Raw genomic sequence first — 20976 nt, forward strand, 5'->3', positions numbered from 1 at the left:
AAGCATATAAGGAAAAGATAGAATGGCTAAGGGGCAATCATTACAAGATCCGTTCCTGAACGCATTGCGTCGGGAACGTGTTCCAGTTTCTATTTATTTGGTGAATGGTATTAAGCTGCAAGGTCAGATTGAGTCTTTCGATCAGTTTGTGATCCTGTTGAAAAACACGGTCAGCCAGATGGTCTATAAGCACGCGATTTCAACTGTTGTTCCGTCTCGTCCGGTATCTCATCACAGTAATAACACGGGTACTAGCGGTTCTGGCAGCTACCACCATGGTGGAAGTGCGCAGAGTTCTGCGCCACAACAAGACAGCGAAGACGCCGAATAAGGCATTTGTTGTTTTCCAGACCGGGGAACCAGGACAGCTGTGTTCCCCGCTGGTCTTTTTGAGAGGTTATACGCTTGTTTGACCGTTATGACGCAGGTGAGCAGGCGGTACTGGTACACATCTATTTTTCGCAAGACAAAGACATGGAGGACCTCGCGGAGTTTGAATCCCTGGTCTCTTCAGCCGGCGTCGAAGCGCTGCAGGTGGTTACCGGTAGCCGCAAAGCGCCGCATCCAAAGTATTTTGTTGGTGAAGGCAAAGCCGTAGAAATCGCCGATGCAGTTAAAGCCACTGGGGCTTCGGTCGTGCTATTCGATCATGCATTGTCCCCGGCGCAAGAACGTAACCTTGAAGCCCTGTGCGCATGTCGGGTTATCGATAGAACGGGGCTTATTTTAGATATTTTTGCCCAGCGTGCGCGTACCCACGAAGGTAAGTTGCAGGTTGAGCTGGCACAGTTGCGCCATCTGGCAACGCGTCTGGTCCGTGGCTGGACCCACCTTGAGCGTCAAAAAGGTGGGATCGGTTTACGCGGTCCTGGCGAAACGCAGCTTGAAACGGACCGCCGCCTGCTGCGTAACCGCATCATGCAGATCCTTGGACGCTTAGAACGAGTTGAAAAACAGCGCGAACAAGGGCGGCGATCGCGAGCGAAAGCCGATGTGCCGACAGTCTCATTGGTGGGCTACACCAACGCCGGTAAATCCACCCTCTTTAACCAAATTACAGCGGCTGAAGTGTATGCCGCAGATCAGCTGTTCGCCACGCTCGATCCTACGCTGCGTCGTATTGACGTTGCAGACGTGGGAGAGACCGTGCTGGCAGATACGGTGGGCTTTATTCGACATCTGCCCCATGACCTTGTGGCAGCGTTTAAAGCAACCTTGCAGGAGACCCGTCAGGCCACGTTATTGTTACACGTGATTGATGCGTCGGATCTCAGGGTTCAGGAGAACATCGCCGCGGTCGATACTGTTTTAGAAGAGATCGAAGCCGATGAAATCCCCGTTCTGCTGGTGATGAACAAAGTCGATATGCTCGATGAGTTTGAGCCGCGTATCGACAGAAACGACGAGAATGTACCGATACGCGTCTGGCTTTCAGCCCAGACGGGTGCCGGTATTCCACTGCTTTTCCAGGCTTTGACTGAACGTTTATCTGGTGAAATTGCGCAGCATACGTTGTGCTTACCCCCCCAGGCTGGGCGACTTCGGAGCCGGTTTTATCAGCTTCAGGCAATAGAAAAAGAGTGGATGGAGGATGACGGCAGCCTTGGCTTACAGGTTCGTATGCCTATCGTCGACTGGCGTCGCCTCTGTAAACAAGAACCGGCACTGATGGATTACATTGTTTGACCGGAGCGCGTTTGTCCTGAAGACTTTTTCCCCTACGGGGGATATCACCGCACAACAAATATGGAGCATAAACATGGCGTGGAATCAGCCCGGTAATAACGGACAGGACCGCGACCCGTGGGGAAGCAGCAAACCTGGCGGCGACTCTGGGGGTAACAAAGGAGGGCGCGATCGGGGACCACCCGATCTGGATGATATCTTCCGTAAATTAAGTAAAAAACTTGGCGGCTTAGGCGGCGGCAAAAGCGGCGGTACCGGCGGTGGTTCTTCCCAGGCTCCGCGTCCACATATCGGTGGTCGTGTGGTGGGTATTGTGGCTGTTGCTGCGGTCATTATTTGGGCGGCAACCGGGTTCTATACCATTAAAGAAGCCGAACGTGGCGTTGTGACGCGTTTTGGTAAATTCAGTCATCTGGTTGAGCCGGGCCTGAACTGGAAGCCGACCTTCATTGACAGCGTGCGCGCCGTTAACGTGGAATCCGTGCGTGAACTCGCCGCTTCTGGCGTCATGCTAACGTCTGATGAAAACGTCGTGCGCGTGGAAATGAACGTACAGTACCGCGTAACCGATCCGCAAAGATACCTGTACAGCGTGACTAGCGCGGACGACAGTCTGCGTCAGGCAACTGACAGCGCGCTGCGTGGCGTCATCGGCAAATACACAATGGATAAGATCCTCACCGAGGGTCGTACTATTATTCGTAGCGATACCCAGCGCGAACTGGAAGAAACCATTCGCCCGTACAACATGGGTATTACCCTGCTGGACGTTAACTTCCAGGCCGCCCGTCCGCCTGAAGAGGTGAAAGCCGCGTTTGATGATGCCATTGCCGCGCGTGAAAACGAACAGCAGTACATTCGTGAAGCTGAAGCCTACACCAACGAAGTTCAGCCGCGCGCTAACGGCCAGGCACAGCGTATCCTTGAAGAAGCGCGTGCTTATAAAACACAGACCGTGTTAGAAGCACAGGGTGAAGTCGCCCGCTTTGCGAAAATGCTGCCGGAATATAAAGCTGCTCCGGAAATCACTCGTGAGCGTCTGTATATCGAAACCATGGAAAAAGTGCTTAGCCAAACCCGTAAAGTGCTGGTCAATGATAAAGGTAGCAACCTGATGGTTCTGCCGCTCGATCAGATGCTCAAAGGTGGGGCGCAGCCTGCAGCCAAGGGCGATAACAGCGGTGCAAACAACTTACTGCGCCTGCCGCCGGCTTCCAGCTCAAGTAGCGGTAGCGCCAGCACTTCGTCCTCTGCCAACAGAGGCGATATCATGGATCAGCGTCGTGCGGATGCACAGCGCACTGATAACCAGCGCGTAGGGAGTGAATAACGATGCGTAAGTCAGTCATTGCTTTAATTATCATCGTGCTGGTGGTGCTTTTCACCTCGATCTTCGTGGTACACGAAGGGGAACGTGGGATCACATTACGCTTTGGTAAAGTGCTGCGTGATGATGAGAATAAGCCAGTGGTTTACGAGCCGGGCCTGCATTTCAAAGTGCCTTTTATCGAGTCGGTTAAAACGCTTGATGCCCGTATTCAGACTATGGACAACCAGGCCGACCGCTTTGTGACCAAAGAGAAAAAAGACCTGATTGTCGACTCCTACATCAAATGGCGTATCAGCGACTTCAGCCGTTACTACCTGGCAACCGGTGGTGGCGATGTGTCGCAGGCAGAAGTGCTGTTGAAACGTAAGTTCAGCGACCGTCTGCGTTCTGAAATTGGTCGTCTGGATGTGAAAGATATCGTGACCGATTCACGCGGTCGCTTAACCCTGGATGTCCGTGACGCGCTGAACTCCGGTTCTGCAGGCACGGATGATGAAGTGGCTACGCCTGCAGCAGACGATGCTATCGCTTCCGCAGCGGCTCGTATTACCGAGGAAACTAAGGGTAAAGTGGCCGTGGTCAACCCGAACAGTATGGCGGCGTTGGGTATTGAAGTTGTGGACGTGCGCATCAAGCAGATCAACCTGCCTGCTGAAGTATCCGAAGCGATTTACAACCGTATGCGCGCCGAGCGTGAAGCGGTAGCCCGTCGCCACCGTTCACAGGGTCAGGAAGAAGCTGAAAAACTGCGTGCAACCGCCGACTACGAAGTAACCCGCACGCTGGCAGAAGCCGAGCGTCAGGGGCGTATTAGCCGTGGTGAAGGCGATGCGGAAGCGGCCAAACTGTTTGCGGATGCATTCAGCCAGGATCCCGACTTCTATGCCTTTATCCGCAGCCTGCGTGCCTATGAGGCAAGCTTCAAGTCCGGTCAGGATGTGATGGTGATGAGCCCGGACAGCGATTTCTTCCGCTATATGAAAACGCCTGCCAACAGCTCACGCTAATTTCGTAAGCGACGTTACCAGGAGCCGGTTTGACCGGCTCTTAGTTTGTAGACAAAGAAGAAAAAAGCGTGGTTTTTCTTTCTTTGTGGTTATCAGCTGAAAATCAATAAATTGATTTTGCTGTTAATTTTTCTGGAAGCATATTTCAGAACGTCGCCAGCATGAGGTTTGTCATCAGTCTGAGAGCCGGTTTGACCGGCTCTTTTTTTATCCGTTTCAGGGAATGCTATGAACTCTACAATCTGGATAGCGCTGGCGCTCGTTCTGGTTCTTGAAGGCCTGGGTCCGATGCTTTATCCGCGCACGTGGCGCCGCATGATTGCCGCGATGACCCAGCTGCCTGACAACACGCTACGTCGTTTTGGCGGCGGACTAGTGGTTGCAGGCGTTGTTATCTACTATATGTTGAGTCGCGCGGCTGGCTAAATAAGATTCAGCTGGCTGATTACCATTTTGTAGACTAAAAGGGCTGATCATCGGGGAAACCGATGGTAGAATCCTTTTTTAAGCAAACGGTGATTTTGAAAAATGGGTAACAACGTCGTCGTACTGGGCACCCAATGGGGTGACGAAGGTAAAGGAAAGATCGTCGATCTTCTGACTGAACGGGCTAAATATGTTGTACGCTACCAGGGCGGTCACAACGCAGGCCATACTCTCGTAATCAACGGTGAAAAAACCGTCCTCCATCTTATTCCATCAGGTATTCTGCGCGATAACGTCACCAGTATCATTGGTAACGGCGTTGTGCTGTCTCCAGCAGCGCTGATGAAAGAGATGAAAGGCCTGGAAGACCGCGGTGTTCCAGTACGTGAGCGCCTGCTGCTGTCTGAAGCGTGCCCGCTGATCCTCGATTACCATGTGGCTCTGGACGTTGCACGCGAAAAAGCGCGCGGTGCCAAAGCTATCGGTACTACCGGTCGTGGTATCGGTCCTGCGTATGAAGACAAAGTGGCCCGTCGTGGTCTGCGCGTTGGCGACCTGTTCGACAAAGCCACCTTTGCCACCAAGCTGAAAGAAGTAATGGAATACCATAACTTCCAGCTGGTTAACTTCTACAAAGCTGAAGCGGTTGACTACCAGAAAGTGCTGGACGATGTTATGGCAATCGCCGACATCCTGACCGCGATGGTAGTGGACGTGTCCGATCTGCTGGATCAGGCGCGGAAACGCGGCGACTTCATCATGTTCGAAGGGGCACAGGGCACCCTGCTGGACATCGATCACGGCACTTATCCGTACGTGACTTCCTCGAACACCACCGCGGGTGGCGTTGCGACGGGTTCCGGCCTCGGCCCGCGCTATGTGGATTACGTGCTGGGTATCATCAAAGCTTATTCCACTCGCGTTGGCGCAGGTCCATTCCCAACCGAACTGTTTGATGACATCGGCGAGTTCCTGTGCAAACAGGGCAACGAGTTTGGTGCGACCACCGGTCGTCGTCGTCGTACCGGCTGGCTGGATGCGGTTGCCGTGCGTCGTGCAGTGCAGATCAACTCGCTCTCAGGCTTCTGTCTGACCAAGCTGGACGTGCTGGACGGCCTGAAAGAGGTGAAAATCTGCGTCGCTTACCGTATGCCGGATGGCCGCGAAGTTACCACCACCCCAATGGCGGCGGATGACTGGGAAGGCATCGAGCCAATCTACGAAACCATGCCGGGCTGGTCCGAAACCACTTTCGGCGTGAAAGAGCGTAGCGGTTTGCCGCAGGCAGCGCTGAACTACATCAAACGCATTGAAGAACTGACCGACGTACCAGTAGATATTATTTCTACCGGTCCGGATCGTTCTGAAACCATGATTCTGCGCGATCCGTTCGACGCATAATCTTGCTACGGGGTGTGGTCATCACACCCCGTTATACCTATTACCCCGCAAGCTGCAGCGGCGTTGGCTGCATTCACTTACCCTAATCAGTTACTGAAGTAAGCTCATCGGGATAAGCTCCCCTGCCGCCCGGCGACAACTCGAATGCTGATGAGTATAAACTTTGTTTTAAGCCGCTTTTTTACCTTCCCGTACAAATAAATTAGCCGCCGAAGATATGGCTGGTTTATCATCAATATATCGCCACAACGGCAATGAGCGTTTCCCCTTCCACCCAAGAGGTTGATGTGCAGTTAACGAGTTTTACTGATTACGGTTTACGTGCTTTGATTTATATGGCGTCTTTGCCGGAAGGTAAAATGACGAGTATTTCTGAGGTAACGCAGGTATATGGCGTATCCCGTAATCACATGGTGAAAATCATCAATCAACTCAGTCGTGCTGGCTTCGTGACGGCAGTACGCGGAAAAAACGGCGGCATTCGCCTCGGCAGGCCTGCGCAACTGATTCGCGTGGGTGACGTGGTGCGCGAGCTGGAACCTATTTCCCTGGTAAACTGTAGCAGTGAGTTTTGTCATATTACCCCCGCATGCCGACTGAAAGAGGCGCTGGCCCAGGCGGTGCAAAGCTTTCTGGCAGAACTGGATAAGCACACGCTGGCCGAACTGGTGGACCAAAACCAATCGCTCTACAAATTACTGCTGGTGGAGTAATCCTTACTCCATCTGTGGATGACTTCGGAGGAACCGCAATGTCAAAAGATCCTTTTCAGGAACGAGAAGCCGAAAAATACGAAAACCCGATCCCAAGCCGGGAATTTATTCTCGCCCACCTCTCTAAACGTGAAAAACCTGCCAATCGTGACGAACTGGCAGAAGAGCTGAATATCAGCGGCGAAGAACAGCTTGAAGCGCTGCGCCGCCGGCTGCGAGCCATGGAGCGCGACGGGCAGTTAGTCTTTACCCGCCGCCAGTGTTACGCCTTGCCAGAACGCCTTGATTTGCTCAAGGGCAAAGTTATCGGCCACCGTGATGGCTTCGGCTTTCTGCGCGTAGAAGGGCGTAAAGACGATCTCTATCTTTCATCTGAGCAGATGAAAATGTGCATGCACGGCGATATCGTGCTGGCGCAGCCGCTGGGCGCGGATCGTAAAGGCCGCCGCGAAGCGCGTATCGTACGCGTGCTTGAGCCAAGAACCGGACAAATCGTCGGCCGCTACTTTACCGACGCAGGCATTGGTTTTGTGGTGCCGGACGACAGCCGCCTGAGCTTCGATATCCTCATCCCGCCAGAAGAGCTGATGGGCGCGCGCATGGGCTTTGTGGTGGTGGTTGAACTCACCCAGCGCCCGACTCGCCGCACCAAAGCGGTGGGTAAAATCGTTGAGGTACTCGGCGATAACATGGGCACCGGCATGGCCGTTGATATGGCGCTGCGCACCCATGAAATCCCTTATGTCTGGCCGCCAGAAGTTGAAGCCCAGGTGGCTTCACTGCAAGAAGAAGTGCCGGAAGACGCTAAAGTGGGCCGCGTAGATTTACGCGACCTGCCGCTCGTCACCATCGATGGGGAAGATGCCCGCGACTTTGATGATGCCGTATTCTGTGAGAAAAAACGCGGCGGCGGCTGGCGCCTGTGGGTGGCGATCGCTGACGTAAGTTATTATGTCCGTCCCCCAACCGCACTGGATAAAGAAGCCCGCAACCGCGGCACCTCCGTTTACTTCCCTTCGCAGGTGATACCGATGCTGCCGGAAGTGCTTTCTAACGGCCTGTGCTCGTTAAATCCGCAGGTAGACCGCCTGTGTATGGTCTGCGAGATGACCATCTCTGCTGCGGGCCGTCTCACCGGTTCGAAGTTCTACGAAGCGGTAATGAGCTCCCATGCGCGTCTGACCTACACCAAAGTATGGCATATGCTGCAGGGCGATCGGGAGCTGCGCGAGCAATATGCGCCGCTGGTTAAGCATATTGAAGAGTTGCATAACCTCTACAAAGTGCTGGAAGTGTCTCGTGCTCAGCGCGGCGGTATCTCGTTCGAAAGCGAAGAAGCGAAGTTCATCTTTAACGCCGAGCGGCGTATTGAACGCGTTGAGCAAACCGTCCGTAACGATGCGCACAAGCTCATCGAAGAATGCATGATCCTCGCCAATATCTCGGCGGCGCGCTTTGTTGAAAAACACAACGAACCGTCGTTGTTCCGCGATCACGACAGGCCAACCAACGATGCGATTACTTCGTTCCGTACGGTGCTGGCGGAGCTTGGGCTGGAGCTGCCTGGCGGGCAGAAGCCGGAACCGCGCGATTATGCAGAACTGCTGACCTCCATCGCCGACCGTCCCGATCATGAAATGCTGCAAACCATGCTGCTGCGCTCCATGAAACAGGCGGTGTACGATCCGGAAAACCGTGGGCATTTCGGCCTTGCGCTGCAATCCTACGCGCACTTTACCTCGCCGATTCGCCGCTACCCGGATCTGCTGCTGCATCGCGCCATTAAATATCTGCTGGCCAAAGAGCAGGGGCATAAAGGCAACAGCACGGCGTCCGGCGGCTGGCACTACGACATGGAAGAGATGCTGCAGCTTGGCCAGCATTGTTCTATGGCGGAACGCCGTGCCGACGAAGCAACACGCGACGTTGCGGACTGGCTGAAGTGCGACTTTATGCAGGATCAGGTAGGCCAGGTATTCAACGGGATTATCGCAAGCGTTACCGGCTTCGGCTTCTTTGTGCGTCTTGTCGATCTGTTTATCGATGGCCTGGTGCATGTCTCCTCGCTTGATAATGACTACTACCGCTTTGACCAGATCGGGCAGCGCCTGATTGGCGAATCCGGCGGGCAGACGTATCGCCTGGGCGACCGCGTAGAAGTACGCGTTGAGGCCGTGCATATGGACGAACGCAAAATTGATTTCGCTCTGATTTCAAGCCAGCGCGCGCCGCGTGGCGAAGGTAAGACGGCGAAAGACAAAGCTAAAAAAGGCGCTAACGGCACGGGGCCGAAACGTCGTCAGGGCGGTAAACGCGTAAACTTCGAGCCGGACAGCGCTTTCCGTAAAGAGAAAGGACCTGCTAAGCCGAAGAAAGCGAAAACCGAGAAGAAGGAGAAGAAAGCAAAAACGCCTTCGGACAAAACACGTAAGATAGCCGCCGCAACTAAAGCGAAGCGCGCAGCTAAGAAGCAGCCGAGCTGATTCAAGCTCGCTTTGCCCCTCGCCTTACAGGATGAGGGGCTAATAACATCTGGATCAACAACAGGCGATCGATCGTCTGCAACGAGTGACATCAATGAGTGAAATGATTTACGGCATTCACGCCGTCCAGGCTCTTCTTGAGAATGCACCCCAGCGTTTTCAGGAAGTCTTTATCCTTAAAGGCCGGGAAGACAAACGTCTGCTGCCTTTAATCCATGCGCTGGAAGCTCAGGGTGTGCCTGTGCAAATGGCAAACCGTCAGTGGCTGGATGAAAAGTCCGAAGGTGCCGTGCATCAGGGCATTATTGCGCGCGTGAAGCCGGGTCGTCAGTATCAGGAAAACGATCTGCCGGAGCTTATCGCCAGCGTCGATCAACCTTTCCTGCTGATCCTTGATGGCGTTACCGATCCCCATAACCTGGGCGCCTGCCTGCGCAGCGCCGATGCGGCGGGCGTGCATGCTGTTATCGTGCCGAAAGATCGCTCAGCCATGCTGAATGCAACGGCCAAAAAAGTGGCCTGTGGCGCAGCGGAGCACGTCCCTCTTATCCGCGTAACCAACCTCGCACGCACCATGCGTATGCTGCAGGAAGAGAATATCTGGATTGTCGGTACGGCAGGTGAAGCGGACCATACGCTGTTCCAGAGCAAAATGACCGGCCCAATGGCGCTGGTGATGGGCGCGGAAGGCGAAGGCATGCGCCGTCTGACCCGCGAACATTGCGATGAGCTCATCAGCATTCCAATGGCGGGCACCGTATCGTCATTAAACGTTTCCGTCGCCACCGGTATCTGCCTGTTCGAAGCGGTGCGTCAACGCAGCAAATAAATCTTCACGGGGTGGTTTACACCCCGCTTTGTGATCCCTCTCCAGGCATAAGCGTCGTTACCGTCCATACTTAACGGCAATGCCATAACTGGAGGGAACAGGATGCGCTGGCAAACCCATACCGTTTTTAATCAACCCATACCCCTCAATAACAGTAACCTTTTCCTCTCTGATATCTCGCTGTGCGAGGCCGTTACCCGCGAAGGTGCCGGCTGGGATGCTGAACTTTTAGCCAGCATCGGGCAGCAGCTCGGTTCAGCAGAATCGCTGGAGCTGGGGCGGCTGGCGAATGCCAATCCTCCTGAACTGCTGCGTTACGATCCCAGCGGTGAACGGCTTGATGACGTACGCTTTCATCCCGCCTGGCATCTGCTGATGCAGGGCTTGTGTGCCAATCGCGTCCACAATTTTCCGTGGCAGGAGGATGCCCGCCAGGGTTCGTTCGTGGCGCGAGCGGCGCGTTTTGTTCAGCATGCGCAGGTTGAAGCCGGTACGCTGTGCCCGGTGACGATGACGTTTGGCGCGATCCCGCTGCTGCAAAACTATCTGCCAAAAGCGTTTCACTCCTGGTTAAAACCGCTGCTAAGCGATCGCTACGACGCGCACCTGCTGCCCGGTAGCCAGAAGCGCGGTTTGCTCATCGGCATGGGTATGACCGAAAAGCAGGGCGGGTCAGACGTGCTCAGCAATACCACGCGTGCGGAAGCGATAGATAATCGCGGGCCGGGTGAAATGTATCGCCTGGTGGGACACAAATGGTTCTTCTCCGTACCGCAAAGCGATGCGCATCTGGTACTGGCGCAGGCGAAAGGAGGGCTGTCCTGCTTCTTTCTGCCGCGATTTTTGCCCGACGGGCAGCGTAATCAGGTCAGGCTTGAGCGCCTCAAGGACAAGCTCGGCAACCGCTCCAACGCCAGCAGCGAGGTGGAATTTTGTGACGCCATCGGCTGGCTAATCGGCGAAGAAGGCGAGGGCGTGCGATCCATTCTCAAAATGGGCGGCTTTACCCGTTTTGACTGTGCGCTTGGCAGCCATGGTCTCATGCGCCGCGCTTTGTCGGTCGCTCTCTACCATGCTCATCAGCGCCAGGCGTTTGGTAAGAATCTTATCGAGCAGCCTATTATGCGGCAGGTATTGGGCCGCATGGCGCTACGGCTGGAAGGACAAACGGCCTTTCTTTTCCGTCTGGCCCGGGCCTGGGAATCACCGACAGATCCGCTTGAGCTGGCCTATAGCCGCTTGTTTACGCCAGCCGCAAAATTCAGCGTCTGCAAGGCGGGGATGCCGTTCGTGGCGGAAGCGATGGAAGTGCTGGGCGGCGCAGGTTACTGCGAAGAGAGCGAGCTGCCACGGCTCTATCGTGAAATGCCCGTCAACAGCATCTGGGAAGGTTCCGGCAATATTATGAGTCTCGATGTGCTGCGGGTGCTTGCCCGTCAGCCTGGCGTGCTGGACACGCTGCATGCCGAATTTGATGAAGTGAAAGGGCAAAACCGCCACTTCGACCGAAGCTGGCGGCAGTTGCAGCAGCGCATTCGCAAGCCGCAGGAGGAATGGGGAAGAAATATCACCCGGCAGCTGGCTAACCTTGCGACCGGGGCGCAACTGTTAACGCATTCCTCACCGCCGCTGGCTGAAGCCTGGTGCCGCATGACGCTGGACGAGCGAGGAGAATCGGTGCTGCCTGAACAGGTGATAATCAATGTACTGCTGCGCGCCACGGGACGCACAGCCTAATCACAACTCAGGAATTAAGCCTGAAAATGCTGACCAGCTCGTTCAGATAATGGCCTTTGCTACGCAGATCGTGAGCCGTTTGCTCGGTGCGTGAAACGCGGTCGGCATTGATATGCGTGGCCTCACCAATTTGCACCATGGCGATATTGACCTGACCAATGCCCGCCGATTGCTCATGCGAGGCGCTGTTAATTTCGGTAATCAGCAGGTTGATCCGGTCAATGTGCGTGATAATGGATTCCATCGCCAGCCGGGTTTGCTCAGAAAGCTGATGGCCTTCGGTGACTTTATCAAGCGTATCGACAATCAGCCCGTCGATTTCTTTGACGGCGTTGGCGCTGCGGGCTGCCAGAGCACGCACTTCCTGTGCGACAACCGCAAAACCTTTGCCGTGTTCGCCCGCGCGCGCTGCTTCAACGGCCGCGTTCAAAGCCAGAATATTGGTCTGGAAGGCGATGGACTCGATAACGTGCGTGATATCGGCGATGCGCTGCGACGCCGATTTGATATTGTTCATAGTCGCCACGGCGTGAATGACGGTGCTGCCACCGTGATGCACGGCTTCTGCGGTGCTGTTTACCAGCTGTTTTGCCTGTGAAATATTCCCTGCATTTTGTAAAACGGTGGCGGCGATCTGCTCCATGCTGGCGGAAGTTTCTTCCACGCTGCCCGCCTGCTTGTTGATTTGGGCGCTCATTTCCTCGCTATCTGCCGCCAGCGCATCGGTTCCCTGGCTGATATCGCCGGCAGCCTGACGTACCTGCATAACAATTTTCTCAATTCCCTTGCCGATACCGTTAATCGCCTGCATCAGTTGCCCAACTTCGTCCTGGCGATCGGTATGCAGCGTGACCTGTAAGTTGCCGGCAGCGTAATGTTCCGCAACGTTAATCACCTCTCGCAGCGGACGGCTCAGCCAGCGGCGAATAATCATGACGAAGAAGATTGCAAAAGCGAGAGCGAGTGCGGCACCCAGAGCCAAAAATTGATTACGCATGGTGGTCACGGCGTTTAACAGCGTAGGTTTATCCACTTCACCTACAATCGTCCAGTGCCAGCCCGGTAAGCGGCTGAACGCCATGATAGAGGTGCTGCCGTCAGCCGTTATGCGTTCAAGCGTACCTTTTGTGGCCGTCAGTAACTGTTTTTGCGTAGCGTCATCCCATGCCGGACGCTTGCCTTCCTCGCTGTTATGGAAGAGATAGTTGCCGTAATTTTTACCTGCGGAGCCATCCAGCACATAGAGATGGCCGCTGCTGCCCAGGCGACGGTTAAGGATTTTTTCACGTATCACCTGCCAGGAGGCGGTGATATCAACCCCGACGAACAGGACGGCAATGATATTGCCAGCGCTGTCTTTAACGGGCTGATACTGGGTGATGTAACGTTTACCGAATAATAGCGCGAGGCCGCGATAGGTTTCTCCATGGCTGACTTTCTGCCAGGCGGGACTCGTCCTGTCCAGAACCGTGCCAATGGCGCGGCTGCCGTCTTCTTTGCGCAGTGAAGTGGCGATACGCACAAAATCTTCGCCACTGTGTACAAACAGCGTAGATATCGCCGACGTTCGACGCAGAAAATCGTCTGGAATGGTGTTGTTTTCATGCAGCGGCTGCTCGCCGCCTTTTAACAACGGCACGTTCAGGCCGTTGATTGTCTGCGGCTGGCTCTCATCGCTGGAAAGGGGCTGTGGCAGGAAGCTGTCGAAAAGGCGCGTATAGCTTTCAACCTCAGCGCTCAGGCTACTGTCAAACATCTGCGCCATATCACTAACGCCGCTGACCTGGTTGTGCAGATCTTCAAGCGCCAGGGATTGAAGCTGCTGGCTGGCGCGCTGGCTGAGCGCAAAAGTAAACAGGAGAAAAAGAAGTGCAACGCTAAAACCGGTCAACAGCGAAAGTTTCGCGCCAAGTCCGGGATGCCTTAAGGTTTTTATCATAGATAACGTCTGATGAAGGGATTATGGTGCACCTTCTACGGCAGGCTGGCGTTAACATTTAAGCATCAAATGTAACCAAATATGAATAAATTTCGTGATATGGATCATGAAAAGATCGTTTTATAAGCTACAAAGCCGCGTCCGGCGCGGCTTTGTAGCGGATCGGACGCAGGCCAATTCATGCGTAAAGAATTGCCTGGGCACGCCAGCTATCTGCCTGAGAGTTTTCCTGCATCTGAATAATGCGGTAATAAGACGCACCCTGTTCATCTGCCTTCAGGGCAATCATTTTCTCCACATCCTGTACGCTACCGGCAACGCCATTGACCGAAATCAAGCCAATTTCATTCAACCCGGTAACGCGGTCCGCAGCGACATCTTCCGCCGACTGAGCAGCGGTGGTGATAAGCCCCACAGACAGCAGTAATGAGGTTAAGGCAAGAGATCGTTTCATTGTCAGCTCCTTATAAACAGATCCTGGTTAACAACAGGGCATTCCTTCGCTTAACTGAACCCCCATCCCTGTTGCCGGGGACAAGGTCTATTGTGTATAAGAAACAATAAAACGCCGAAAAGCTGTGTAAATATCAATAAATAAGCAGCATCAGGATCTCATTTTCGATACAAAATAGCCTGCGCATACCATTGTCCCGCCACGATGGTTTCGGCGTTCAGAACGATGAGATAATAATCAGCCTTTGCTGCTACAGCTTTTGCTTTAATCGCGGTTTCCGTATCCATTGGAGAACCGCGTTCCATTGCGGTGACCGTGCCGATCTTCGTCAACCCCTGCGTTTGCGAACGCTGAATTTCCTGCGGGTGGTCCGCAACCGGCGGCGCAGGTTGCGGTGTTCCTTGCAGCACGCTACAGGCGCTGAGCGTCGTTGCCAGTAATAAAGCCGGTAAAAATCGCATGGTGTTTTCTCGTTTCTTAATAGTCATAGTGTAGTTCCGGGTCAACTCTGTGAAGGGGTAATGTTCCTGTTCTGTTACCTTCACCGCGCTTTTGAATCACTTTCGAATGAAAATCGCAGGCTGGATCTCACCATTGCAATAACCCATTCGCGTGATTTCCTTGCTACTCGTAATACCTTGCCTTACAACAGGCATTCACAGCGAATCGGGGAAAAGTAATGATAGAAATTTATACGGAACAACTTGCCGGGATCGAGGTTTTACATGCAGCCCCCACGGGACAGAAACAAAATGTTCTTCCCACCGTTTTGTTCTATCACGGCTTTACCTCGTCGAAGCTGGTTTATAGCTATTTTGCTGTTGCGCTGGCGCAGGCGGGGATGCGCGTCGTAATGCCGGATGCCCAGGGCCACGGTGCACGTTTTAACGGCGATGATGAATCACGTCTGCGGCAGTTTTGGCCCATCCTCAAGTCAAACATTGATGAGTTCAGCCAGCTGCGACAGGCGCTGGCGGATCGGAATCTTATAGAAGAGGGGAGGCTTGCCGTGGGCGGTGCATCAATGGGCGGCATGACGGCGCTGGGGATTATGGCTCGCCATCCGGAAGTAAGTTGCGTGGCCTGTCTGATGGGCTCCGGCTACTTTGCAACGCTTGCCAGGACGCTCTTCCCACCGCAGGAGCAGCAGCTTAATGAGACGCTCGCCATGCTTGCTGAGTATGACGTCAGTAAACGGCTTACACGCCTCGCAGACCGCCCGCTGCTGCTGTGGCACGGTGAAGAAGATGATGTGGTGCCCGCGATGGAAACCTGGCGATTACAGCAGGCGCTTATGCAGCAGGGGCTGGATAAGCATCTTACCTGCCTGTGGGAGGCTGGCGTAAAACATCGCATCACGCCTGGCGCGCTCGACGCTACGGCACGTTTCTTTACTCAGCATTTATAAGCGAGCCCTGGTTTTCATCCACAAAAAAGCCCCCGTTTCCGGGGGCAAGTATAACGTTGGCTTTCTATGTCGTTGTGGTATTCCTGGTGTTAACGCTCTGTAGATGATTGTGCTACCTGTATATATCCGCGCTGACGTGCATGTTGCCGTTACTACCGGGTTCTCTCATTAATATAGTGCGGTAGTACTTTGCGCCATGCTGGTCCGCTTCCTCATTAATAGCCAGCTCGGCTTCCTGCTCGGTTGCAAAATTATGGTTGATGTAAATAACGCCAAGGCTCTGTACATCATCCATATTCCTGGCGACTTTGCTGTCTATCTTGATAGCCGCCGTCGCATTTGCACAAAGCAAAAATGCAGCGGCAAGGACATAGGCGATGGTTTTCATAATGCGCTCCACTACAGCCGGTGTGTTATCAGTGGTCGTCGCTCCTGTTAGTGATTAGTGGCGGCCTATGACATTAAGTGTAAACCGATAGCGTTGAATAAAAAGCGACCATTTCTGATGGTCTTCGTCAAAAATTTTTAGTAACCCAAGCTATTGCTATAAATTTCACGGCGTTAGCAGGACGTTTATTTATTAACCACCATGCAAAAGAATTAATTTGCCCTTAGCCTTGAGTTTATCGGGTCCCGCTTGTATTATGGCGCGTCAAATTTTCAGCCGCACACAAACACGTTCCTTGCCTTCATGGGCCGCGGCTGACCCTATCAGGAGGCTGAATAATCCGTAAGGAGCAATTCGATGCGTCATTACGAAATCGTTTTTATGGTCCATCCTGACCAGAGCGAACAGGTTCCGGGTATGATCGAACGTTACACTGGTGCAATCACTGCAGCAGAAGGTACGATCCACCGTCTGGAAGACTGGGGCCGCCGTCAGCTGGCTTACCCAATCAACAAACTGCACAAAGCTCACTACGTTCTGCTGAACGTTGAAGCTCCGCAGGAAGTGATTGATGAGCTGGAAACAAACTTCCGCTTCAACGACGCCGTTATCCGTAGCATGGTTATGCGCGTTAAGCACGCGGTTACCGAAGCATCTCCAATGGTTAAAGCGAAAGACGAACGCCGTGAGCGTCGCGATGATTTCGCTTCTGAAACCGCTGACGATGCAGATGCTGGGGATTCTGAAGAGTAATTTCTGATGACGGCAAACCGCCTGGTGTTGTCTGGCACAGTGTGCAAGACGCCCCTTCGCAAGGTCAGCCCGTCAGGAATTCCTCACTGCCAGTTCGTGCTTGAGCATCGTTCTGTGCAAGAGGAGGCCGGTTTTAACCGGCAGGCATGGTGCAGAATGCCAGTTATTATTAGCGGGCACGCACACCAGGCCATTACTCACAGTATAACGGTCGGCACGGTACTTACGGTTCAGGGCTTCATCACTTGCCATCAGGCAAAAAATGGGCTGAACAAAGTGGTATTGCATGCCGAGCAGATTGAATTGATAGATTCTGGAGACTAGCCATATGGCACGTTATTTCCGTCGTCGCAAGTTCTGCCGTTTCACCGCGGAAGGCGTTCAAGAGATTGACTATAAAGACATCGCTACGCTGAAAAACTACATCACCGAAAGCGGTAAGATTGTCCCAAGCCGTATCACCGGTACCCGTGCAAAATACCAGCGTCAGCTGGCTCGCGCTATCAAACGCGCTCGCTACCTGTCCCTGCTGCCGTACACTGATCGTCATCAGTAATCGGGCACGGTCCATTAATACGACTTTGAGAGGATAAGGTAATGCAAGTTATTCTGCTTGATAAAGTAGCAAACCTGGGTAGCCTGGGTGATCAGGTTAATGTGAAAGCGGGCTACGCTCGTAACTTCCTGGTACCACAGGGTAAAGCTGTTCCTGCTACCAAGAAAAACGTTGAATTCTTCGAAGCACGCCGTGCTGAACTGGAAGCTAAACTGGCTGACGTTCTGACCGCTGCTGAAGATCGCGCTGCGAAGATCAACGCCCTGGAAACCGTTACTATCGCGTCTAAAGCAGGCGACGAAGGTAAACTGTTCGGTTCCATCGGTACTCGCGACATCGCTGACGCTGTAACAGCAGCAGGCGTTGACGTGGCTAAGAGCGAAGTTCGTTTACCGAACGGCGTTCTGCGTACCACCGGCGAGCACGAAGTGAACTTCCAGGTTCATAGCGAAGTCTTCGCTAAACTGACTGTAAACGTAGTTGCTGAAGCGTAATTTACGCTGACGTATACGTTAAAACGCCGGCCTCGTGCCGGCGTTTTGCATTTTGCAAAGCGCTTATTAGCGGGCGCGCAGGAAACTGCCATCCGGCTGGCGAGTAAACAGAACCTGCCGATCGTTGCCGACCTCAATCGTTAAGCCCGTCACCACTCCGTTCGCATTCTGGCGGATCTGCACCATCTGCCCGGTCTGTAAATTACTCAGCGGCTTGTTGTCGCCCTCAACCTGCGCCATGGAATAAACATCGGCCGGCGGTAAATTGTTATCCCGGAAAAGCTGCGCCATAGTCTGGCCCGATTCCACGCGATAAGAACGCCATTGTCCCTCGATATCATTATTGGCATGTGGGACAGGAGCCTGGCTTTTTGGCTGCTCTGCAACCTGCGCCGGTTCGGCTGGCGCTGCGGGTGCGGTATTATTAGCAGGATTTACCAGCTCGGCCTGTAAAGGGGTCTGTGATTCAACCGACAGTTGCGCATCCCGGGTGACCGGATGAGTGGTTACGTCTGCGGCTGGCCACAAAAAACCAGCAACCATGATAAGGGCGGCAATAATAATGCCCCGGCGATGCAGGGGCGGGAGCGGATCCATTAGCCGGAAACGATCGGGTGCGTGCCAAATCCGCGCCAGCCAGGTTTTAACAGCGAATCGCATCGGCAACCCTCCTCATAGTCATATAATGTGCAATGCACATTTCCCACCTCCATTATAGAACGCTAACTGTTTGATGCCCTGAGCAATCCAGCTTTACGTGACGCCCAACCGCAATTTAACGCTCCGCGCAACCATTGTTCCCGTTTCGTTTGCATTTGTCACCTTTAGGGTTTTTGCATTTTACCCTGCTGGTTGACGCTGCTATGCTGCAGGCTTGCTTTTAAACACCTTAAAGGAAAATTCATGACAACCCCTTCTTTTGACAGCACAGAAGCGCAAGCAAGTTACGGTATTGGTTTACAGGTTGGTCAACAACTGCGTGAATCTGGTCTGCAAGGTCTGCTGCCAGAAGCGCTGGTTGCAGGTCTGCGTGATGCGCTGGAAGGGAATGCCCCGTCAGTTCCGGTTGATGTCGTTCACCGCGCGCTGCGCGAAGTGCACGAACGTGCCGATGCCGTTCGTCAGGAACGCCAGAAAGAAATGGCCGTTGAAGGCGTAAAATACCTTGGAGAAAATATCAAGAAAGAGGGCGTAAGCAGCACCGAATCTGGTCTGCAGTTCCGCGTTCTGACGCAAGGCACTGGCCCAATCCCCGCGCGTAAAGATCATGTTCGCGTTCACTACACCGGCAAACTGATCGACGGCACCGTTTTCGACAGTTCCGTACAGCGTGGCGAACCGGCTGAGTTCCCGGTAAGCGGCGTTATCGCTGGCTGGATTGAAGCGCTGACCCTGATGCCGGTTGGCTCTAAATGGGAACTGACTATTCCGCACAACCTGGCCTACGGCGAGCGTGGCGCTGGTGCGTCTATTCCGCCATTCAGCACGCTGGTCTTCGAAGTAGAACTGCTGGAAATTTTATAAGCGAGTTGATAACTCCCGCTGCGGCGGGGTTAGCGTAGTGACAAACATCCGAAAACGTGGTTTCCGGATGTCTGGGATAAACCAGAACACATAATTCTTTGTTATTATCAGCGCCGTGTACGGCGTTTCATACATAAAAATTTATGTGGAAAGTCTTACCCCGCTGCGGCGGGGTTTTCATTTGGCGGTTAATAAATAAACGTGATTTTATCTGGCATATGCCCACGTTCCGGGTGTTTTTGTGAGGTGCTTCGCGTTGCGAGAGTGATTTCGCACTCAAATTAAACAAAAAATTAACATGTTGCTTGTCATAAATATTCAACCCACCGATTCTTACCTGGTATCAATGTGCTTTATGAAAAGCATCACATCAAACATAACGTATTAAAGGCCAGCAGAGCCTGAACACAACAGACCGGTACAGGAAAATAAAACATGGTAGATCAGATAAAAGTTACTGGCGTCGCTGAGGCTCCGGCTGAGCAATCGCTGCGGCGTAATTTAACAAATCGACATATCCAGCTTATCGCCATCGGTGGGGCTATCGGAACCGGCCTGTTTATGGGGTCGGGTAAAACTATCAGCCTCGCCGGCCCGTCGATAATCTTCGTTTATATGATTATCGGCTTCATGCTGTTCTTCGTGATGCGCGCCATGGGCGAGCTGCTGCTTTCCAATCTCGAATATAAGTCGTTTAGCGATTTCGCCGCCGACCTGTTAGGCCCGTGGGCCGGATACTTCACCGGCTGGACGTACTGGTTCTGCTGGGTGGTTACCGGCATGGCGGACGTGGTGGCGATAACCGCCTACGCGCAGTTCTGGTTCCCCGGCCTTTCGGATTGGGTTGCTTCTCTTGCCGTGGTGGTAGTGCTGCTGAGCCTCAACCTCGCTACCGTAAAAATGTTCGGCGAGATGGAGTTCTGGTTCGCGATGATCAAAATCGTCGCCATCGTTTCCCTGATTATTATTGGCCTGGTGATGGTGCTGACCCACTTCCAGTCGCCGACCGGCGTAGAGGCCTCTTTCAATAACTTATGGAATAACGGCGGCTGGTTCCCGAAAGGACTGAGCGGCTTCTTTGCCGGCTTCCAGATAGCGGTCTTTGCCTTCGTGGGTATCGAGCTGGTAGGTACCACGGCGGCGGAAACTAAGGATCCGGAAAAATCTCTGCCGCGCGCGATCAACTCGATCCCGATTCGTATCATTATGTTTTATGTATTTGCGCTGATTGTGATTATGTCGGTCACGCCATGGGGTTCGGTGGTGGCGGATAAGAGCCCGTTCGTTGAACTGTTTGTGCTGGTGGGCCTGCCTGCCGCAGCGGGCATCATTAATTTCGTGGTGCTGACCTCAGCAGCTTCCTCGGCTAACAGCGGCGTGTTTTCAACCAGCCGTATGTTGTTCGGTCTGGCGCAGGACGGCGCGGCGCCCAAAGCTTTCGCTAAGCTTTCTAAACGCGCCGTTCCGGCGAAGGGACTGACCTTCTCCTGCATCTGTTTGCTGGGCGGCGTGGTAATGCTGTACGTCAACCCGGACGTGATTTCAGCCTTTACTATGATCACTACCGTGTCGGCGATTCTGTTTATGTTCGTCTGGACGATTATTCTTTGCTCGTACCTGGTGTACCGCAAACAGCGTCCTGAACTGCATCAGAAATCTGTCTATAAGATGCCGCTTGGCAAGCTGATGTGCTGGGTTTGCATGGCGTTCTTTGTCTTTGTGATTGTGCTGCTGACGCTGGAAGAAGATACCCGTCAGGCGCTGATCGTTACGCCGCTGTGGTTTGTGGTGTTAGGATTGGGCTGGATGTTTATCGGTAAAAAACGCGTAGCGGCAATGCGCAAGTAA

At 53.5% G+C, this 20976-nt stretch carries 22 protein-coding genes; 17 read left to right on the forward strand and 5 right to left on the reverse strand.

What is annotated here, in order from left to right:
• The first annotated feature begins 22 nt into the window (after nt 1-22).
• The 10 genes from hfq to E2L00_RS08560 all read left to right on the forward strand — a co-directional run bounded on the left by hfq (nt 23) and on the right by E2L00_RS08560 (nt 11612).
• A complete protein-coding gene (gene hfq / locus E2L00_RS08515; RefSeq protein ID WP_167609828.1) occupies nt 23-331 on the forward strand; it encodes an RNA chaperone Hfq in 309 nt (102 codons plus the stop codon).
• A gap of 74 nt (nt 332-405) precedes the next feature.
• Nucleotides 406-1686, forward strand: coding sequence for a ribosome rescue GTPase HflX (gene hflX, locus E2L00_RS08520; RefSeq protein WP_167609831.1), 1281 nt, complete (start codon nt 406-408; stop codon nt 1684-1686).
• Nucleotides 1687-1759: 73 nt separating this feature from the next.
• The gene (gene hflK / locus E2L00_RS08525; protein WP_167609833.1) at nt 1760-3016 is read left to right on the forward strand and encodes an FtsH protease activity modulator HflK; all 1257 of its coding nucleotides are present in this window, start codon (nt 1760-1762) and stop codon (nt 3014-3016) included.
• A gap of 2 nt (nt 3017-3018) precedes the next feature.
• The gene (gene hflC, locus E2L00_RS08530) at nt 3019-4023 is read left to right on the forward strand and encodes a protease modulator HflC (RefSeq protein WP_167609836.1); all 1005 of its coding nucleotides are present in this window, start codon (nt 3019-3021) and stop codon (nt 4021-4023) included.
• Nucleotides 4024-4251: 228 nt separating this feature from the next.
• A complete protein-coding gene (locus E2L00_RS08535; RefSeq protein WP_167609839.1) occupies nt 4252-4449 on the forward strand; it encodes a DUF2065 domain-containing protein in 198 nt (65 codons plus the stop codon).
• A gap of 102 nt (nt 4450-4551) precedes the next feature.
• Entirely contained in the window at nt 4552-5850 is a 1299-nt protein-coding gene (locus tag E2L00_RS08540) for an adenylosuccinate synthase (protein ID WP_167609842.1), read from the forward strand.
• A 287-nt stretch (nt 5851-6137) separates the two neighbouring features.
• Nucleotides 6138-6563, forward strand: coding sequence for a nitric oxide-sensing transcriptional repressor NsrR (nsrR, locus tag E2L00_RS08545; RefSeq protein ID WP_167609845.1), 426 nt, complete (start codon nt 6138-6140; stop codon nt 6561-6563).
• A 38-nt stretch (nt 6564-6601) separates the two neighbouring features.
• Nucleotides 6602-9046, forward strand: a complete 2445-nt coding sequence (rnr, locus tag E2L00_RS08550; protein ID WP_167609848.1) for a ribonuclease R — start codon at nt 6602-6604, stop codon at nt 9044-9046.
• A 94-nt stretch (nt 9047-9140) separates the two neighbouring features.
• Nucleotides 9141-9875 (forward strand): 23S rRNA (guanosine(2251)-2'-O)-methyltransferase RlmB, encoded by a 735-nt coding sequence (rlmB, locus tag E2L00_RS08555; RefSeq protein WP_167609851.1) that lies wholly within the window; start codon nt 9141-9143, stop codon nt 9873-9875.
• Nucleotides 9876-9977: 102 nt separating this feature from the next.
• Entirely contained in the window at nt 9978-11612 is a 1635-nt protein-coding gene (locus E2L00_RS08560) for an isovaleryl-CoA dehydrogenase (protein WP_167609854.1), read from the forward strand.
• Nucleotides 11613-11619: 7 nt separating this feature from the next.
• Here E2L00_RS08560 and E2L00_RS08565 read toward each other — a convergent pair whose 3' ends face one another.
• The 3 genes from E2L00_RS08565 to bsmA form a co-directional block, all read right to left on the reverse strand.
• Entirely contained in the window at nt 11620-13551 is a 1932-nt protein-coding gene (locus E2L00_RS08565; RefSeq protein WP_167609857.1) for a methyl-accepting chemotaxis protein, read from the reverse strand.
• A gap of 178 nt (nt 13552-13729) precedes the next feature.
• On the reverse strand, nt 13730-14005 hold the full coding sequence (locus E2L00_RS08570) for a YdgH/BhsA/McbA family protein (protein ID WP_167609860.1): 276 nt from the start codon (nt 14003-14005) through the stop codon (nt 13730-13732).
• Nucleotides 14006-14163: 158 nt separating this feature from the next.
• A complete protein-coding gene (bsmA, locus tag E2L00_RS08575) occupies nt 14164-14493 on the reverse strand; it encodes a biofilm peroxide resistance protein BsmA (protein WP_167609863.1) in 330 nt (109 codons plus the stop codon).
• 191 nt (nt 14494-14684) lie between these two features.
• Here bsmA and yjfP point away from each other — a divergent pair, with 191 nt between their 5' ends.
• Nucleotides 14685-15413 carry an esterase gene (yjfP, locus tag E2L00_RS08580; protein ID WP_167609866.1) on the forward strand — a complete coding sequence of 243 codons (729 nt, stop codon included), beginning with the start codon at nt 14685-14687 and terminating at the stop codon, nt 15411-15413.
• A gap of 112 nt (nt 15414-15525) precedes the next feature.
• Here the strand turns inward: yjfP and yjfY are convergent, their stop codons facing one another.
• A complete protein-coding gene (yjfY, locus tag E2L00_RS08585; RefSeq protein ID WP_167609868.1) occupies nt 15526-15801 on the reverse strand; it encodes a DUF1471 family protein YjfY in 276 nt (91 codons plus the stop codon).
• Between the two features lie 357 nt (nt 15802-16158).
• Here yjfY and rpsF point away from each other — a divergent pair, with 357 nt between their 5' ends.
• The 4 genes from rpsF to rplI are packed head-to-tail and all read left to right on the forward strand — an operon-like array spanning nt 16159 to nt 17604.
• A complete protein-coding gene (gene rpsF / locus E2L00_RS08590) occupies nt 16159-16554 on the forward strand; it encodes a 30S ribosomal protein S6 (RefSeq protein ID WP_121266840.1) in 396 nt (131 codons plus the stop codon).
• 6 nt (nt 16555-16560) lie between these two features.
• Nucleotides 16561-16878: a primosomal replication protein N gene (priB, locus tag E2L00_RS08595; RefSeq protein WP_167609871.1), complete on the forward strand. Its 318-nt coding sequence runs from the start codon at nt 16561-16563 to the stop codon at nt 16876-16878.
• 4 nt (nt 16879-16882) lie between these two features.
• Entirely contained in the window at nt 16883-17110 is a 228-nt protein-coding gene (rpsR, locus tag E2L00_RS08600; RefSeq protein ID WP_000135199.1) for a 30S ribosomal protein S18, read from the forward strand.
• 41 nt (nt 17111-17151) lie between these two features.
• A complete protein-coding gene (rplI, locus tag E2L00_RS08605) occupies nt 17152-17604 on the forward strand; it encodes a 50S ribosomal protein L9 (protein WP_167609874.1) in 453 nt (150 codons plus the stop codon).
• A 66-nt stretch (nt 17605-17670) separates the two neighbouring features.
• Here the strand turns inward: rplI and E2L00_RS08610 are convergent, their stop codons facing one another.
• Nucleotides 17671-18270, reverse strand: a complete 600-nt coding sequence (locus tag E2L00_RS08610) for an OapA family protein (protein ID WP_167609877.1) — start codon at nt 18268-18270, stop codon at nt 17671-17673.
• 237 nt (nt 18271-18507) lie between these two features.
• On the opposite strand from E2L00_RS08610, the gene fklB reads away from it, so the two are divergent.
• Both fklB and cycA read left to right on the forward strand, forming a co-directional pair.
• Nucleotides 18508-19128: a BamJ family beta-barrel-assembly machinery protein gene (gene fklB / locus E2L00_RS08615; protein ID WP_167609880.1), complete on the forward strand. Its 621-nt coding sequence runs from the start codon at nt 18508-18510 to the stop codon at nt 19126-19128.
• Nucleotides 19129-19563: 435 nt separating this feature from the next.
• The gene (gene cycA, locus E2L00_RS08620; RefSeq protein WP_167609883.1) at nt 19564-20976 is read left to right on the forward strand and encodes a D-serine/D-alanine/glycine transporter; all 1413 of its coding nucleotides are present in this window, start codon (nt 19564-19566) and stop codon (nt 20974-20976) included.

Source organism: Cedecea colo (genome assembly GCF_011808225.1).
Classification (GTDB): domain Bacteria; phylum Pseudomonadota; class Gammaproteobacteria; order Enterobacterales; family Enterobacteriaceae; genus Dryocola; species Dryocola colo.